The organism is Micromonospora sp. NPDC126480, assembly GCF_040302465.1.
GTDB lineage: Bacteria > Actinomycetota > Actinomycetes > Mycobacteriales > Micromonosporaceae > Micromonospora.
On record NZ_JBEORU010000001.1, the window covers coordinates 315528 to 331871 of the forward strand.

Genomic DNA, 16344 nt, shown 5'->3' on the forward strand with positions numbered 1-16344 from the left:
CAGGCGGCTCGGTGAGAAGCCCAGGTCAACGGCCTGGGCTTCGCCGTTTTCCCAGGGCGATGACGTCGCTGCAGACGAGAGGCGCGAGCTTGTCAGAGCGCGGCGATCTGCTCGACGGATCGGGCGGCGATGGCAGGCAAGGTCGGATCTCCGGACCGGGTGTAGGTGTCGCGCACCGTGTCAACGAACTTGATTGCGTGCGCCTCCGGGGTGTCCACCGCACGCAGCATGACCTCATCGAGGCTGTGGCGGGTGTCGGCGTGCGGGGCCGGCTGTCCTTCGGCTGGGGCGTAGGCGGCGGTGACGGCGGCTGTTGCCGCCCAGGCCGCCTCGAGGCTCGGCTTCCACAGCGTTGGCGGTAGAGCCGGCAAGGCGCGAAGGACTGCGTTCGGCGCGGTCGCGGCGTGCACGAGCATGACAGGGCGGGCGTACCCGTGTGTGCCGTGCCGGAAGACTGCCGCGTCGACGATGGCCGCGAGCCGGGTGGGCACGTCGTCACTGTTGCTGCCGGGCACTGCGCCGGCTGCTGCCGGCCACCCGGTCAGGTCGGCCAGTTGCGCGAGGCGGGCCCGGATGCCGAACCGCTGGTCGGGCACGCGGGGTACCGCGTCGAGCGCGGACCGGGCGTCGGTCGAGGGGTACGGCCCGGCGCCGGGCGGTGCGAGCGGCTGCCACCGGGCAGCCCAATATGCCAGTCCTTGACCGAGTTCGGCGACGCGTGGTTCGGTTTCCTCGTCGAGCAGCGCGCGTACGGCGTGGCCGACCCGGATCACCCCGTGGGTCGCGCCTGCGGCGATGCCGGGCAGGAGGCGCGGCCACCACCGGATCAACACGTCCCGCCAGGGTTCACCGGCCAGTTCGCGGTCGAAGTAGTTCAGCCAGTCGCCCGTACGAACCGGGTCGCCGAGCGGGTCACGCCACTCGGCCCGTGCGATGGACTCGATACCCCGGGGCCGCTCTTCCAGCTTGTCCGCGTAGGCGTCAATCCATCGATGCACGGCTCGTCCATGGCCGCGGTGCACCATTGCCTCCACCGCCATCGGGGCATGGTTGGACAGCCAACCGTCCCGCTCCGGGCCGGTATGGCGCAACCGTTCGTACGCCTCGTCAAGGACCGAATCCGTCATACGGACGAGTCTTCAACCTGAATCTGGGTTGAAGTCAACCGGCTCGATTCGCGGCAGGCGCAGCGTCAGGGGAGGGCCGGGCGGCATCCTCGTCGACCGCAGACTCCCTCGGTCCTAAGAGTCCGGTCCTCGGCTGCGGATGCGACATCGGAACGCGTCGCTGCCGGAAAGGAGCCAGATTCACGCTACCCGTCCTGGCGCGCAGCTAATACGCTGCGTCCGCGGCTGCCCGGTACTGCGGGCCCGAGCCGACCGAGCCATCGTGGCCGGTCGTCAATCAACGGGGAGGACACATGACAGTTGCGCGCCTCTGCGCACGGATTCTGGCCACCGCCACCGCGACCACGGCGCTGCTCGCGGCGGCGGCCGCGCCGACCGTCGCCGCTCCGAAGCCGAAGATCGCCTTTTCCGACATCGCGTTCGCGACGGACCAGGTCGACACCACCACCGGCGGCACGACCGTGACGTTGAACTGGACCGTGACCGACACCTCGACCACCGCCGTTGACCTCAACGGCAGCATCTACGTGCAGCGCTACAGCGGCACGACCGCGGTCGGGCCGGTCGAGCGGATCCGATTCGGCCTCGGTGGCGGCTGGCCCGTCGTCGGGCCGCACACCGGCGGACTCGCCAGCTCCTCCTACGCGTACGACTTCTTCGTATCCGAGTACGGCCCGGCCGCGCCGGTGACCTACCGCGTCACGAAGATCACCGCGACCGACGACGAGGGCACCACGCGAACCCTGTCCGGCGACAAGATCGCCCCGGCCGCGGTGCTGGCCGCCACCCAGACACCCGACACCACACCACCGTCGACCGACCAGGTCTGGCTCGCCCCGCCGACCAAGGGGCACGTGTACGACGACGGCTCCGGTGTCACCTTGCGGTACGGCCTGTACATCCAGGACGACCCGGGCGCGGGCTTCTGGAAGGGTCGGCTGGTGCTGGACGGTCCCGGCGCCGCCACTGTCGTGTCGCCGTTCACGCTTGTGGACAGCGGTCAGGGATACCTGCTCTGCGGCGACAGCCAGGTCTGGGGAGACATCTGGTTCGTGATGTGCGACCTGCCGGTGACCCTGCCCGCGGGCAGCCCCGCGGGCGACTGGAAGGTGAAGGCGGTCAGCCTGACCGACCGCGCTGGCAACACCGAGCGCTACACCGATCTGGCCGCGCCCACGGTGCGGGTAACTCGTAACGAGGCGATCGACGCGAGCGGGTTCGCACTGAACCCGACGGAGGTGAACAACTGGCGCGAGTCGGCGACGACCACGCTGACCTTCACCGCTGCCGGAGTTCAGGGCGACCTGACCGCCACGGTCGAGGCCACGGGCTGTTCCACCTGGAACCAGGTGCTGACCGAGGGGCCGGCGGGCACGTACTCACTGCCGGTGGTGATGAGCCAGGTGAGCAGCTCCTGCACCATCAACGGCATCCTGCTCACCGATGCGGCCGGCTCGGTCTCGATCTATGGCGCTCACTACGGTGGGCCGCAACTTGACCTGCGAGCCACCCGGGTGCCCGACACCGCCAAGCCGGTGGCGACCGCGGCGACGTTGAGCCGCACCGAGGCCGCTCCGGCCGACCTGTTCAACGGCATCAGCGTCGACGTCACCATCGACGACGTCACGCTCGCTCCGGTGACCGGGTTCTCGACCACCATCTACAACTCCCTCGGCCACTCGGTGGGCGGCGCGGGCGGCGGCATCCACGTCGGGCCCGACGGGCGCCTCTCGCTGCCGGTGTACTTCCGCGACCTCCCGCCGGGGGAGTACACGGTGGGCTTCACGCTCACCACGTCGGCGGGCAACAGCGCGATGTGGGGTTACCCCAACGGCGCTCCGGCACCGTCCGGACCGCTGGTGTTCACCAGCCTGCCAGCGGCCTGACCGCCACGCTGCGGACAGCGATGCGGGTCCCTTCCCGCCCGGGAGGGGACCCGCTTCGTCGGCATCAACAATCCCGAAACCTATTGACATTCGATAGGTTACGACTGATAGTCGATGTGTGCTCACAGAACATCGGGCCGTAGCCGCCCTCCGGGTCTTCCTCGTCCTGCTGTTCGGGATCTTGGTCCTGCTCCAGACCATGTCGCTGCCCGGGCAGTTCGCGCACATGGCCGAGGAGTCCCCGGACTTCGCGTACCTCAGGTGGCCGGCGACCGTGGTGTCGGTGTTCCTGGTGCTGTGCGTCCAGGTGGTGATCGTGTCCACCTGGAAGCTGCTCACCCGGGTCAAGACCGACCGCATCTTCAGCGAGGAATCGCTGGTGTGGGTGGACGTCATCGTGTGGGCCATCGGCGCCGCGTGGTTGGTGCTGCTGGCGGTGTTCCTCTACGTCGGCTTCAACGCGGAGGACCCTGGGCTGCCGCTCCTGCTGTTCCTGCTGGTAGTGGGTGTGAGCGCGCTCGGGCTCCTGTTGGTGGTCATGCGCGCGCTGCTGCGGAAGGCGACCACGCTGCGCACCGACATGGAAGCGGTGATCTGATGCCCATCGTCGTGCGCATCGACGTCGAGCTGGCCAAGCGCAAGATGAGCGTCGGCGAGTTCGCCGAGCGGGTGGGGCTCACCCCGGCGAACGTGGCGGTGCTGAAGAACGGCCGCGCCAAGGCCGTCCGCTTCAGCACGCTGGAGGCGATGTGCCGGGTGCTCAACTGCCAGCCCGGGGACCTGCTCGAGTACGTCGAGGAATGAAAGCCGAGAGGAGACCCTCATGAACTACGTCCTTGCCGTGCTCGCCGTCGCGGTCGGCGTCGCGGGCCTGGTGTACGGGGAGGGTGACGACTCGCCGGGCCTCCAGCTGATCGGCGTGCTACTGATCGTCGGCGCAGTTGTCTTCGCCGTTCGGACCGCCCGCCGCCGTCGGTAGCCAGTAGCGCCGTGCCGTACCGAGATCGGTCTCCCGGACGTCCTCGAGCATGCCGCCGTGGCGCTCGATCGTCCGCGCCGAGGCGACGTTGTCCGCCTCGCAGATGACCAGCACCCGGTGCAGGCCGAGCGCCCGCGCCTCGCCCAGCATCCGGCCCAGCGCCCAGGTGGCCAGCCCGCGGCGCCGGGCCGACGGCCGGATGCCGTAGCCGACGTGGCCGGCTCGCCGCACGACGTCGTCCGGCCCGAGCCGCAGGGCGATCCCGCCGAGCACCCGACCGTCCTCGACGATCCACCGGTACGTGCAGCGCGCCCGGCCGTCCCTCGGTGGTTTCGTCGGGTCCGACTCATCGGTCAGCCGGGTCACCCAGGCGGCGAACCCGGCCGGCGTTTCCACCTCGTCGGTGGGCCGCAACCCGAAACCGTCCTCGTGCAGGCCGGGACCCCACTCGTGGTGCGCCTCCAGCCAGGCGTCACGCAGGCGGACGGTGGGTGCGATCAGCTCGGGCATCCGGCGACGATAGCCGGCCCCGGCCGCCGGGTACGGCGCCGAGCGTCGAGAGGCGCGTTCGAGGCTGTCGAGCTCCTTGTCAGGCCGGCGGTGCCGGGTCGAGAATCGATCCATGCCTACGAAGACGCACGTCCCGCGTCTCGCCTGGGACGCGGCCCGGGCCGTCGTCGGCGCCTCGGACGACCCGGCGCGGACGGTCCGATACGCCGACTGGCTGGACGCCCACGCCGGCCAGCCGTACGGGCGACTGTTGATCGAGTCCCGCGACCGGCTGGTCGCCCGCCACGACCTGGAGTCGAGGGCCGTGGAGTCCGGCGTCTGGCGGGTGCGGTTCGACGACCTCCTCCACGACCGGCCGGACCTCGTCGCGCCACTGGCGAACCTTCTCCGGGAGCGCCAGGCCGCCTGACCAGGCCCGGCGCAGCGAAGAGCTGCCCTGGCCCGCCCCTTGCCGGCAAGAAGTGAACGGTGATTCAATTCTTGCGTGGCGTACCGGACGACCGAGCGGGTCAAGGCTCGGCTCACCGCGTCCCGCGACCGGACCATCGCGGCGGCGCTAAAGATCATGGCCGAGCACGGGTACGCGGGCTGCACGGTCGCGGCCGTCGCCGAACGGGCCGGCATCGCCACCGGCAGCGTCTACCGGCACTTCCCCACCAAGGCGGAACTGTTCGCTGAGGTCTTCCGGACCGCGTCACAGCGGGAGATCGACGCCGTCGCCCGGGCGGCGGCGCAGGAGCGTACAACGGCCGCCCGGCTCGCCGCCGTCGTCGCCACCTTCGCCGGGCGGGCGTTGCAGTCGCCGCGCCTGGCGTACGCGCTGCTGGCCGAACCCGTCGACCCGGCGGTCGACGCGCAGCGGCTGGTCTTCCGCCGCGCCCACGCCGACCTGATCGCCGGCTACGTGGCCAACGGCGTCGCCTCCGGCGAGCTGCCTCCGCAGGACCCGGAGCTGACCGCCACCGCCCTGGTCGGCGCCCTCGCCGAGGCGATGGTCGGCCCGCTGGCCGCCGGAGTCGCCGGCCCGGACACCATCCCCGGTCTCATCCGATTCATCCACCGCGCGCTGGGAGTGTCATCGTGATCACGCACGAGGTGTTCAACCAGGTACCGCCGCTGGTCGGCTACGACGCGGCGGACGACCCGGCGTTGCTGGACGGGCTCGAGCGGGAGGGCGCCGGCTGGGCCGCCGCCGAGCTGCACGACCTCGGCCGGCTCGGCGGCGGCGCGGAGGCGATCGAGCACGGGCGGCTGGCCAACGAGTACCCGCCGGTGCTGCGGACCCACGACCGCTCCGGCCACCGGGTGGACGAGGTGCAGTTCCATCCCTCCTGGCACGAGCTGATGCGGACCGCGGTCACCCACGGGCTGCACGCCGCGCCGTGGGCCGACGACCGGCCGGGCGCGCACGTGGCCCGCGCCGCGAAGTTCTACACCTGGCGGCCGGACGCCGGCCACGGCTGCCCGATCTCGATGACCTACGCGGCGGTACCGGCCCTGCGGCACGCCCCGGAGCTGGCCGAACGGTACGAGCCGCTGCTCGCCGCGTCCACGTACGACCCGGGGCTGCGGTCACCGCTGGGCAAGCGGGGGTTGCTGGCGGGCATGTCGATGACCGAGAAGCAGGGCGGCTCCGACGTCCGCGCCAACACCACCACCGCCCGGCCCGAGCCGGACGGCACGTACCGGCTGGTCGGGCACAAGTGGTTCACGTCCGCGCCGATGTGCGACGTCTTCCTCACCCTCGCCAAGGCCCCCGGCGGGCTCACCTGCTTCCTGGTGCCCCGCGTGCTGCCCGACGGCACCCGCAACCCGATGCGGCTGATGCGGCTCAAGGACAAGCTCGGCAACCGGTCGAACGCCTCGTCCGAGGTCGAGTACGAGCACGCGGTGGCCTGGCGGGTCGGCGACGAGGGCCGGGGCGTCCGCACGATCATCGACATGGTCAACCTGACCCGCCTCGACTGCCTCATCGGTGCCGCCGCGGGGATGCGGCAGGGTCTGATCACGGCCGTGCACCACACGGCGCACCGGCAGGCGTTCGGCCGGTACCTGGTCGATCAGCCGCTGATGCGCAACGTTCTGGCCGACCTGGCGGTGGAGTCCGAGGCGGCCACCGTACTCATGCTGCGGCTGGCGGGCGCGACGGACCGTTCGGCGCGGGGCGACGCCGGGGAGACGGCGTTCAAGCGGCTCGCGCTCGCGATCGGCAAGTACTGGGTCTGCAAGCGGTGGCCCGGGCACGCGGCCGAGGCGCTGGAATGCCTGGGCGGCAACGGGTACGTGGAGGACTCCGGCATGCCGCGGTTGTTCCGCGAGTCGCCGCTGAACTCGATCTGGGAGGGCTCGGGCAACGTGGCGGCGCTGGACGTCCTGCGCGCATTGACCCGGGAACCGCAGGTCCTGGCCGCGTTCGAGGCCGAGGTCGGCGCGGCGGCCGGCGGGGACCCCCGGCTCGACGCCGCGGTACGGCGGCTGCGCGCGGACCTGACCGACCCGGCCGAGGTGGAGCTGCGGGCCCGGCACCTGGTGGAGCGCCTGGCCCTCGTCCTGCAGGGTTCCCTGCTGGTCCGGCACGGCCACCCGGCCGTCGCCGACGCCTTCTGCGCGTCCCGGCTGGGCGGCGAGCACGGCTACGCGTACGGGACACTGCCGGCCGGTGTCGACCACGCCGCGATCATCGACCGGGCGACGCCGAAGGTGGGCTGACCACCCGAACGATGAATTCCGGTGCGTGGCCTGGTCCATCCTGGGTGTCCCGTCCGAACCCGGAGGTCAGTCACGTGCCGTACGCGCCTGTCGTCATCAGCCTGCCGATCGCCGATCGCGCCGTCTCGTACCGCTTCTACCCCGAGGCTCTCGGCCTGACCGCCGTCGGCGAGCCGGCCGGCGACGGCATCCCGGAGCCGCTGCAGTTCGTCGTCAACGACGGGCTCCGCCTCATGCTCATCCCCACCGGCGGCTTCGGCTGGGTGACCAGCCCGCACCAGGTCGCCGCTCCGGGGACGAGTGAATGCCTGCTCAGCTTCAACGTCGCGAACGAATCCGAGGTGGACGCGGCCGTCGAGCGGGCCCGGGCGGCCGGGGCGGAGATCCGGCTCGCGCCGGGCCCGCAACCCTGGGGGTACGCGGGCACCTTCGCCGACCCCGACGGCCACCTGTGGATGGTGACGGTCCAGCCGCAGGCTGCCTGACCCGTGCCCGCGAGCGGCCCGGACACCGCAGCGGGCCCGGTGCCCCACGGTAGGGGGCGACCGGGCCCGGTCGGTCGACGGCGGTCAGAGACCGCGGCGCGGCTCCGGCGGGTAGTTGGCGACGCCGCTCTCCGGGACGTCGGTGACCACGTACTCCGTCTCGGTGGGCGGCGCCGGCTCCTCCTCGTCCGTGCGGTGCTTCGCGGCCGCAGCGGCCCCGGCGGCTGCCGCGCCGGCCACCGCCGCACCGGCGGCCACGGCCTTGCCGGAGACGCCGGCCTTGCCGCTGTCACCCTCGGTTCCGGCCGCGTACTCGACGCCCGGCGTGCCGACACCGGCGCCGGTGTCCACCGTGCCGCGCCAGGCACCGGTCTCGGCGCCGCGGCTCTCGATGAACGACTTGAACTTCTCCAGGTCCGACTCGGCCTGCCGCTCGACCACGTTCAACTTGTCGCCGGCCTTCTCGACCAGGCCCTCCGGCTCGTACTCGAGGTGCAGCCGGACCATGGTGCGCTCGGTGTCGACCGGCTGGAAGTAGACGGCGCCGGCGTTGGTCGCGCCCTCGGTCGCCGCCCAGGCGACCTTGCGGTCCGGCACCTGCTCCAGGATCGTCGCGTCCCACTCGCGCCGGACCCCGGCGATCTCGGCGACCCAGTGCATCCGCCGGTCGTCGAGCTGGCGTACCTCCCGGACGCCACCCATGAACTTCGGGAACTCCTCGAACTGGGTCCACTGGTTGTAGGCGGTGCGGACCGGAACCCGCACCTCGATGGATTTCTCGACCTTCGTGGTCATGAGGTGAACCTCCTCGTCAGCTCCGACCGCCCTCCACGATCGAGGGCCGTCCGTCACGAGAAAGTCAGTACCCCCGGCTGCCAGCTCAAACGTGACCCAGGTCAGACATAGAGGCGGCGGGCGTACTCCGGGCCGTAGTGGCGCTCCAGGTCGGCCAGGCTCACCGCCGGCGCCTCGACCTCCTTGATCAGGTGTGCCCGGGAGGGCAGGGCGTCCGGCGCCCAGGTCTCCGGCCGCCACAGCTCCGACCGGAGGAACGCCTTCGCGCAGTGGTAGAAGATCTGCTCGACCTCGACCACCACCGCCAGCACCGGCCGGTGGCCCTTGACCCGCATCTCGTCGAAGAACGGCGCGTCGCGGACCAGCCGGGCACGCCCGTTGATCCGCAGCGTGTCGGTGCGCCCGGGAATCAGGAAGATCAACCCGACGTGCGGGTTGTCGAGGATGTTGCGGTAGCCGTCGGCGCGCTTGTTGCCCGGCCGCTCCGGAATGGCGATCGTCGTGTCGTCGAGCACCAGGGCGAAGCCGGGCGGGTCACCCTTCGGCGAGACGTCGCAGGTGCCGTCCGCGCCCGCGGTGGCGACCAGGCAGAACGGGGACGCGGCCAGCCACTCCCGGTCCCGTTCGTGCAGGCGCGGCCGGTCCTTCGCGGCGGCGCGGGGCGCCGGCGTGCCCAACAGCTCCCGCAGCTCCTCGTGCGTGGTGATCTCCACCGTCACGCGACCCTCCCCCGTCCGTTGACCATCATGGCGGCATGCCGCCATTGACAGCCTAGGCGGTCCCCACCAGGGCGAGGTTTGCCCGTCGGAAGCACGGGTACCGCCTCACTCGACCCGCCGGCAGGACCGAACAGTGGAGGCCCGGTCATGGAGAGCCGACTCAAGGTGCTGGGTCACCCCGTCCACCCGATGCTTGTGATGTTCCCGGTGGCCCTGCTCGTGACCGCGGTCATCTTCGACGTCGTCGACACCGTCGGCGGTCCCGACTTCCTCGGCGAGGTCGCGTACTGGAACATCACCGTCGGCCTGATCGGTGGCCTGCTGGCCGCGGCGGCCGGCACGTTCGACCTGCTCGCCATCCCCACCGGCACCCGCGCGAAGCGGGTGGCGCTCACCCACGCCGCCGCGAACCTGGCGGTGATCCTGCTCTTCGCCGCGGTCTGGGCGGTCCGGCTCAACGCCGACTCCCGGGCCGCCGGTGGCGCGCTCATCGCGATCGAGGTCGTCGCCCTGGCGATCCTCGGGGTCAGCGCCTGGCTCGGCGGGGAACTGGTCGACCGGCTCGGCGTCGGCGTCGACCGCGACGCCAACCTGGACGCGCCCAGCTCCCTGCGGTCCCCGGCAGCCACCCAGCGGATCGGAGAGGCGTCATGAGTGAACACAGTGGCTTCGGGCGGGGCTGGCGTGGCCGGCAGCAGGGCTGGGACCCGATGGGCGAACTGCAGTCGCTGCGCGCCGAGCTGAGCCGGCTGGTCGGCGGTCGCTCCGGCTCACCCGATCTGGAGCTGACCGAGACGACCGACGGCTGGGAGGTCGTCGTCCGGCTGCCCGGCGTGGCGCCCGAAGAGGTGGCGGTCGAGCTGGACGACCGTGAGCTGTGCGTACGGGCCCGCTCGGAGGCGGAGGTCAACGCCGACCACGGCATCCCGGGCGGCTTCGAGACCCGCGGCTTCGAGTACCGGGTGGACCTGCCGTCCCGGGTGGACCCGGAGGCAATCGACGCGGTGATGGATCACGGCCTGCTCCGGGTCCGGCTGCCCCGGGCGGCCCGACCCGCGCCGCGCACCATCACCGTGGGCCGCACGGGCGTCCGCGACTCCGCCTCCGGTACGCCCAGGCCGGTCGACCCGGCCGCCGACCGGGAGCTGCACCAACCGGACACCGAGATCGACCGGCCGTAGGGGTCACGTGGTCGCCCCGCACCTGCTCGGACCGATCGCCGGGCGCGTACCCGACGTCGAGCGCATCGCCGTTCTGCGGGCCAACGCGCTCGGCGACTTCATCTTCGCCCTACCGGCGCTGGAGGCGCTGCGGTCCGCGTACCCGGAGGCGGAGATCGTGCTGCTCGGCGCGCCGTGGCACGCGAAGCTGTGGCGCGACCGGCCCGGCCCGGTGGACCGGGTCCTGGTGATCCCGCCCGCGCCCGGGATCCGCGCCCCGGAGCCCGGCGAGCCGGAGTCGGCGATGACGGACTTCCTCGCCGCCGCCCGCAAGGAACGCTTCGACCTGGCGTTGCAGATCCACGGCGGCGGTGCCAACTCCAACCCGGTCGTCGCCGGTCTCGGCGCGCGGGTGACCGCCGGCCTGCGCGCCGACGACGCTCAACCGCTGGACCGCTGGCTCCGGTACGTCTACTACCAGCACGAGGTGATCCGCTACCTGGAGGTGGCGGCCCTGGTGGGCGCTCCGGCGACCACGATCGTCCCGACCCTCGCCGTCACCGCCGCCGACCGGGCCGAGGCGGCCGAGGTGCTCGGGCCGGCGGACCGACCCCGCGTCGCGCTCCACCCTGGAGCCACCGACACCCGGCGGCGCTGGCCCGCAGAACGGTTCGCGGAGGTGGCCCGGGAACTGCACGGCGACGGGTACCAGGTACTGGTGACCGGCACGCCCGCCGAGCAGGAACTGGTGGACCGGGTGGTCGCGGCGGCCGGGGCGCCGGTGCGGCCGCTGGTCGGCGCGCTCAGCCTGGGCGGGCTCGCCGGCGCCTACGCCGGGTGCGCGCTGGTGGTCTCCAACGACACCGGCCCACTGCACCTGGCGGCGGCCGTGGGCACCGCCACCGTCGGCGTGTTCTGGGTCGGCAACCTCATCAACACGGCGAACCCGCTGCGCGGCCGGCACCGCCCGATCAGCTCGTGGACCGTGCACTGCCCGGTCTGCGGCGTCGACTGCACCCCGGGGATCTACCCGCACCGCCCGGGCGACGGCGAGTGCCCGCACCGCGACTCCTTCGTGGCCGACGTGCCGACGATCGAGGTGCTGGAAGCCGCCCGCGAACTGCTCGCGACGTAAGGAAGGGCCCCCTGTTAACGCCTGCGGTAGAGGAAGGGCCCCTTCTTAACAAGCCGCCGCGGCTGTCACGCCGGCTGCGGCGCGTCCCGCTCGGCGAGGAGCACCTCCCACGCCTCCACCTCGCGCTCGGTGACCGTGGTCGGTGACTCCAGGTGGTACGCGCCGCTGGGCAGGACACCGGCGCCGCCGTGGCGCTCCAGCACGGCGAGCTGGGCGGCCACGTCCTCACCCTGGTGCTTCTCCTGCACCCGCTGCCAGAAGTCGAAGCCGCCCGCGTCGGTCAGCTTCGCCCGGTCGTACAGCACGCACCCGCCGATCCAGGAGATCTTGTACGCCCGCCAGGCGCCCGGCGGCAGGTCGAGCTTCTCGGTCACGTGCAGCAGGTTCGCCGCCGGATGGATCGACGCGCGCTGCCACTCCGGGGTGCCCGGGCGGATCCGCTCCGGCGCCGGCGGCCCGTCCCACTCCTCGTAGTGCCGGTGCGTCTCCGGCCGGACGTCGTCGACGTACGACAGGCCGTGCACCGCGTTGCCGACGAAGCCGCAGCCCAGCTCCTCGATCGCGGTGACCAACCGGCACAGCGTCCCCGGTTCCAGCCACACGTCGTCGTCGAGGCAGAGCACGTAGCGGGCGGCGGAGGCGGCCAGCAGCGACGCGCGGTGCTCCGCCAGGCCGCGCCGGGGCAGCCGGCGGGTCAGCAGCACCGGGTGCCCCCGGTGGCGCAGCGCCCGGACCATCGTCGCCGCGGCCGGGTGTGCGTACGCGGGCTCGCCGTCGGACTGGTCGCTGACCACCACCCCGAAGTCGCCGACGCCCTCCTGAGCGGCAAGCCCGGACAGGGTGACCGCCAGCTCGGCCGGCCGGTTCCGGGTGGGGATCAGCACGTCGAGGTGCCGGTCGGCGCGGAACCGGTCCGGCGCGCCGAGGTCGAGCGGTCGGTTCACGCCTGCTCCACCACCGGTGACTCGGTGCCGTGCGCGCGGATCCGGTCGATGATCGCCGAGGTGGAGCGGTCCGGCACGTACCCGAGGGTGCGCACCTGGCCGCCGAGCCGGCGCACGAGGGGCGCCTCCGGCACCATCTCCGGCGGATAGTCGCCGCCCTTGACGTAGACGTCGGGCCGGACGGCCTCGATGAGCCGGGCGGGGGAGTCCTCCTCGAAGACCACGACGTGGTCCACACAGGACAGGGCGGACAGCAGGGCGACGCGGTCCTCGACCGGGTTCACCGGCCGGTCCGCGCCCTTCAACCGGCGTACGCTGCCGTCGGAGTTGACCGCCACCACCAGCAGGTCGCCGAGCGTGCGGGCCTGCTCGAGGTAGCGGACGTGCCCCCGGTGCAGCACGTCGAAGCAGCCGTTGGTGAAGACCACCGAGCGGCCGGCCCGGCGGTGCTCCCCGATGATCGCGGCGAGCGCGTCGGCGTCGACGACGGGCGACCGGCCCTGGTCGGCGGGGGAGTCGAGCGCGGCGAGGAGGTCCTCCCGCCGGCAGACGCAGGTGCCCGTGTCCGAGACCGTGATGGTGGCTGCGAGCTGGGCGAGCTGCGCGGCGGTCGGCAGCGGCGCGTCGGCGGCCAGCGCGAGTGTCATCGCCGCCAGGTACGCGTCCCCGGCGCCCACCGCGTGGCTGGCCGGCACCGGGGTGCTGTGGCTGCGGCTCGGCGCGCCGTCGGGGCCGGCGACCACCGCGCCCTCGGTGTCCAGGGTGACCGCCACGACGTCCGCGCCGGTGTGCTCGCGCAGCTCGGCCAGGCGGGACTCGGCGAGGCCCGCCCGGTCCACGCCCGCGGACACGGTCAGGCCGGTGCCGGTGACGCTGAGCCCGTCACCGGTCATGGCGATCCGGTCCTCACCGGGGCCGGGCTCACCGGTCGGCCCGAGGCCGGTCGGCCCGAGGCTGGTCGGCCCGAGAGGCGTCGTCCGGCCGTTCGCACCGGGGCGGGCGGGCGAGCCGTCGCCGGGCGCAACGCCGACGGTCAGCTCGGACGGGCCGTCGGACGGGTCCCCGTCGGGGTGGTCCAGGTGCAGTTCGTTGCCGGCGGGTCGGGCCGCCGCGCGGGCGAGCAGCCGGGTGGCCTCGGCGAAGCTCGGGGTGACCACGGTGGGCGCGAGCCCGCGCCAGTCCGCGAGGTCGTGCGCGTCGAGCGCGACGGTCGCGAAGCGCTCCCGGTTGGCGACCAGCCAGGCGCGTACGGGCGCCGGGAGAGCGCCGAGCGCGTAGTCGCAGACGACAAGTGTCGGGGCCTCGCCGCCCGCCGCGCGCAGTTCCTCGGTGGCGCAGTCCAGCGCGGTGAGCAGCCGGTCCACCCCCTCGTCGTCCAGGGGGTCGTCCGGGTCGCCGGAGTCCTCCCGCAGCAGGATCTGGTTGCCGGCGAGCATCCGCCGCTTGACCGGCGTCGGCCGGCTCGGGTGGCTGACCGTACGGTCCCAGACGCCCGCCCGGTCCAGGCAGTCGTGCAGTTCGTCCCCGGCCACGTCCGCGCCGACCGGTGCGACGAGCGCGGCCCGGCCGCCGAGCGCGGCGATGTTGACGGCGGTGTTCGCCGCTCCGCCGGCCGCGGAGATCCGCCGCCGCAGGGTGAGGACCGGTGCCGGCGCCTCCCGGCAGAGCCGGTCGGACTCGGCGAACCGCCACTCGTCGAGCATCGCGTCCCCGATGACCAGGACGGGGCGCCCCAGCCAGCTCTCCACCACGGCGGCGAGCCGGCGCTGTTCCGCTGCTGCTCCTGCCATGCCCTCCGGGGTCCCCCCGGTCCGCCGGGTCAAACCTGGCGTGACGGGCGCCGCGTTTGGTGCCGGGGGCGGCGGGAACCGACGAAGGGTACCCCGGAGAGGAGATGGATCGAGATGGCAGTGACGACACTTGCGGGCAAGCGGATCGCGTTCCTGGCCGCCGACGGCGTGGAGGAGGTGGAGTACACCGAGCCTCGCGAGGCGGTGGAGCAGGCCGGTGCGACGGTCGAGCTGGTCTCGTTGAAGCCCGGGTCGATCCAGTCGTTCAACCACCTGGACCAGAGCAAGACGTACGACGTCGACGTGACGGCGGCCGACGCGGACGCCGGGCGGTACGACGGGCTGGTGCTGCCGGGTGGTGTGGCGAACCCGGACTTCCTGCGGACGGACCCGGACGCGGTGCGTTTCGTGAAGGCGTTCTTCGAGGCCGGCAAGCCGGTCGGCGTGATCTGCCACGGGCCGTGGACGCTTGTCGAGGCGGACGTGGTGCGGGGCCGCCGGATCACGAGCTGGCCGAGTCTGCGTACCGACCTGACGAACGCCGGCGCGACGTGGGTCGACGAGCCGGTGGTCACGGACAACGGCCTGGTCAGCAGCCGCAAGCCGGACGATCTCCCGGCGTTCTGCGCCAAGATCGTCGAAGAGTTCGCCGAGGGCCGGCACTGACACCCGCCCGCCGCCCCCTGTTGATCATGAAGTTGTCGGCGCGACACGCCGACGGCGAGCCCGACAACTTCATGATCAACGGGCGGGGAGGGGGGCGGTGGTGGCGGCGGTGTGGGCGGCTTCTTCCGCTTCCTTGCGGGCGCGGCCCTCGCGGCCGTCGTAGCGCAGGAAGGCGGGTAGGGCCGCCGCGAGGGCGATCGTGCCGACGACGCAGAGGATGCCGCCGGAGACGATCGACCCCTGCACGCCGAGCGGGGTGCGGGCCATCAGGCCGGAGCGGAGCTGCCCCAGCAGCGGACCGGTCGAGTAGGAGAGCATCTCGATCCCGGCGAGCCGTCCCCGCAGGTGGTCGGGGATCGTCTGATTCCAGATGATCATGCGGAAGAGGCCGGAGACCATGTCCGCCGCGCCGGCCAGGGCGAGGAAGAACAGCGCCGCCCAGAGCGACGTCACCAGCCCGAAGCCGACGATGGCGAGGCCCCAGGCGCCGGCGGCCAGCACCACCATCAGCCCGTGCCGGTGCACCCGCGCGGTCCAGCCGGAGCCGACGGTGGCCAGCAGCGACCCGACCGCCGGGGCGGCGTAGAGCAGCCCGAGCACGGCCGGCCCGCCCAGGCGCTCGGCCATGAACGGGTAGAGCGCCTGCGGCATGCCGAAGAACATCGCGTTGATGTCGACCAGGTAGGTGCCGAGCAGTTCGGGGCGGCTGCGCGCGTACCGCAGGCCGGTCACCACCGACCGCAGCGACGGCCGGTCGGCGGCCGGGGGCGGTGGCACCGCGCGCACCAGCGCCAGGCAGAGCAGCGAGACCGCGAAGGTGGCCAGGTCGATCGCGTACACCCAGGCCAGGTCGACGCTGGCGATCAGCACGCCGGCCACCGCCGGGCCGCCGAGCTGGGCGATCTGCATGCGCAGCGAGTTCAACGCGCTCGCCGCCGGGATCTCGTCCGGCGCCACGATCCGCGGCGTGAGCCCTTCCATCGCCGGGCGTTGCAGGCCGTCCAGCGCCGCGGTGAGCGCCGCCACCAGGTACAGCAACCACAGTTGCGGCGCGGTCCCCAGCGAGTTCAGCAGGAGTACGCCGCAGAGCAGCGTGAAACCGACCTCGGCACCGAGCACGAGCAGCCGGCGGTCGAGGAAGTCCGCCAGCGCGCCGCCGACGAAGGCCATCAGCAGCAGGGGTACGAGTTCACACACGCCGATCAGGCCGACCAGCAGCGGGTCACCGGTGAGCTGGTACACCTGGTACGGCACCGTCACGTACGTGATGAACGACCCGAACCCGGACACCCCCGCCGCGGCGAAGACCAGGCGGTAGTCCCGTGACCTGCGAAGCGGGGTGAGGTCCAGCGCGAGCCGGCGGAGCGATGCCACGAGCCAGCATGCTCGTCCGCCCGCGCGTGCGCTGTCCAGGCGAATTCGTCGCCGGTGGTCACCGT

General features: G+C 72.7%; 18 protein-coding genes and 1 pseudogene. 12 read left to right on the top strand and 7 right to left on the bottom strand.

The window, feature by feature from the left end:
- Positions 1-92 precede the first annotated feature (92 nt).
- A complete protein-coding gene (locus ABTW87_RS01495) occupies positions 93-1127 on the bottom strand; it encodes a questin oxidase family protein (RefSeq protein ID WP_350647429.1) in 1035 nt (344 codons plus the stop codon).
- Positions 1128-1420: 293 nt separating this feature from the next.
- On the opposite strand from ABTW87_RS01495, the gene ABTW87_RS01500 reads away from it, so the two are divergent.
- From ABTW87_RS01500 to ABTW87_RS01515, 4 genes are all read left to right on the top strand, one after another.
- Positions 1421-3013, top strand: coding sequence for a hypothetical protein (locus ABTW87_RS01500; RefSeq protein WP_350647430.1), 1593 nt, complete (start codon positions 1421-1423; stop codon positions 3011-3013).
- A gap of 118 nt (positions 3014-3131) precedes the next feature.
- Entirely contained in the window at positions 3132-3611 is a 480-nt protein-coding gene (locus ABTW87_RS01505; protein ID WP_350647432.1) for a DUF2975 domain-containing protein, read from the top strand.
- Positions 3611-3817 carry a helix-turn-helix domain-containing protein gene (locus tag ABTW87_RS01510; RefSeq protein ID WP_350647434.1) on the top strand — a complete coding sequence of 69 codons (207 nt, stop codon included), beginning with the start codon at positions 3611-3613 and terminating at the stop codon, positions 3815-3817. The genes ABTW87_RS01505 and ABTW87_RS01510 overlap by 1 nt, the downstream gene beginning before the upstream one ends.
- A 19-nt stretch (positions 3818-3836) precedes the next feature.
- Entirely contained in the window at positions 3837-3992 is a 156-nt protein-coding gene (locus ABTW87_RS01515) for a hypothetical protein (RefSeq protein ID WP_350647436.1), read from the top strand.
- On the opposite strand, the gene ABTW87_RS01520 is transcribed toward ABTW87_RS01515, so the two are convergent.
- Positions 3936-4502 carry a GNAT family N-acetyltransferase gene (locus ABTW87_RS01520; protein WP_350647438.1) on the bottom strand — a complete coding sequence of 189 codons (567 nt, stop codon included), beginning with the start codon at positions 4500-4502 and terminating at the stop codon, positions 3936-3938. The genes ABTW87_RS01515 and ABTW87_RS01520 overlap by 57 nt on opposite strands.
- A gap of 112 nt (positions 4503-4614) precedes the next feature.
- Between ABTW87_RS01520 and ABTW87_RS01525 the strand changes: the two genes are divergently transcribed.
- From ABTW87_RS01525 to ABTW87_RS01540, 4 genes are all read left to right on the top strand, one after another.
- Positions 4615-4911: a hypothetical protein gene (locus tag ABTW87_RS01525; RefSeq protein ID WP_350647440.1), complete on the top strand. Its 297-nt coding sequence runs from the start codon at positions 4615-4617 to the stop codon at positions 4909-4911.
- Positions 4912-4986: 75 nt separating this feature from the next.
- A complete protein-coding gene (locus ABTW87_RS01530; RefSeq protein WP_350647442.1) occupies positions 4987-5586 on the top strand; it encodes a TetR/AcrR family transcriptional regulator in 600 nt (199 codons plus the stop codon).
- Entirely contained in the window at positions 5583-7211 is a 1629-nt protein-coding gene (locus ABTW87_RS01535) for an isovaleryl-CoA dehydrogenase (RefSeq protein WP_350647444.1), read from the top strand. Before ABTW87_RS01530 ends, ABTW87_RS01535 begins: the two co-directional genes overlap by 4 nt.
- 74 nt (positions 7212-7285) lie before the next feature.
- Positions 7286-7696 carry a VOC family protein gene (locus tag ABTW87_RS01540; RefSeq protein ID WP_350647446.1) on the top strand — a complete coding sequence of 137 codons (411 nt, stop codon included), beginning with the start codon at positions 7286-7288 and terminating at the stop codon, positions 7694-7696.
- A 345-nt stretch (positions 7697-8041) separates the two neighbouring features.
- Here the strand turns inward: ABTW87_RS01540 and ABTW87_RS01545 are convergent.
- Together ABTW87_RS01545 and ABTW87_RS01550 are read right to left on the bottom strand one after the other, a co-directional pair.
- Positions 8042-8491, bottom strand: a pseudogene (locus ABTW87_RS01545) (SRPBCC family protein); the annotation flags it as partial.
- Positions 8492-8592: 101 nt separating this feature from the next.
- Positions 8593-9210, bottom strand: a complete 618-nt coding sequence (locus ABTW87_RS01550) for a pyridoxamine 5'-phosphate oxidase family protein (RefSeq protein WP_350647448.1) — start codon at positions 9208-9210, stop codon at positions 8593-8595.
- A gap of 147 nt (positions 9211-9357) precedes the next feature.
- Between ABTW87_RS01550 and ABTW87_RS01555 the strand changes: the two genes are divergently transcribed.
- The 3 genes from ABTW87_RS01555 to ABTW87_RS01565 are packed head-to-tail and all read left to right on the top strand — an operon-like array spanning position 9358 to position 11505.
- Positions 9358-9864, top strand: a complete 507-nt coding sequence (locus ABTW87_RS01555; protein WP_350647450.1) for a DUF2231 domain-containing protein — start codon at positions 9358-9360, stop codon at positions 9862-9864.
- A complete protein-coding gene (locus tag ABTW87_RS01560) occupies positions 9861-10391 on the top strand; it encodes an Hsp20/alpha crystallin family protein (RefSeq protein WP_350647452.1) in 531 nt (176 codons plus the stop codon). Before ABTW87_RS01555 ends, ABTW87_RS01560 begins: the two co-directional genes overlap by 4 nt.
- A 7-nt stretch (positions 10392-10398) precedes the next feature.
- The gene (locus tag ABTW87_RS01565; protein WP_350647454.1) at positions 10399-11505 is read left to right on the top strand and encodes a glycosyltransferase family 9 protein; all 1107 of its coding nucleotides are present in this window, start codon (positions 10399-10401) and stop codon (positions 11503-11505) included.
- 65 nt (positions 11506-11570) lie between these two features.
- Here the strand turns inward: ABTW87_RS01565 and ABTW87_RS01570 are convergent, their stop codons facing one another.
- Positions 11571-12449, bottom strand: a complete 879-nt coding sequence (locus ABTW87_RS01570; protein WP_350647456.1) for a glycosyltransferase family 2 protein — start codon at positions 12447-12449, stop codon at positions 11571-11573.
- Complete coding sequence (gene rfaE2, locus ABTW87_RS01575; protein ID WP_350647458.1) at positions 12446-14239, bottom strand: D-glycero-beta-D-manno-heptose 1-phosphate adenylyltransferase; 1794 nt, start codon at positions 14237-14239, stop codon at positions 12446-12448. Before rfaE2 ends, ABTW87_RS01570 begins: the two co-directional genes overlap by 4 nt.
- A gap of 114 nt (positions 14240-14353) precedes the next feature.
- On the opposite strand from rfaE2, the gene ABTW87_RS01580 reads away from it, so the two are divergent.
- Complete coding sequence (locus tag ABTW87_RS01580; RefSeq protein ID WP_350647460.1) at positions 14354-14905, top strand: type 1 glutamine amidotransferase domain-containing protein; 552 nt, start codon at positions 14354-14356, stop codon at positions 14903-14905.
- A gap of 75 nt (positions 14906-14980) precedes the next feature.
- Here ABTW87_RS01580 and ABTW87_RS01585 read toward each other — a convergent pair whose 3' ends face one another.
- Positions 14981-16279: an MFS transporter gene (locus ABTW87_RS01585; RefSeq protein ID WP_350647462.1), complete on the bottom strand. Its 1299-nt coding sequence runs from the start codon at positions 16277-16279 to the stop codon at positions 14981-14983.
- Positions 16280-16344: the final 65 nt, after the last annotated feature.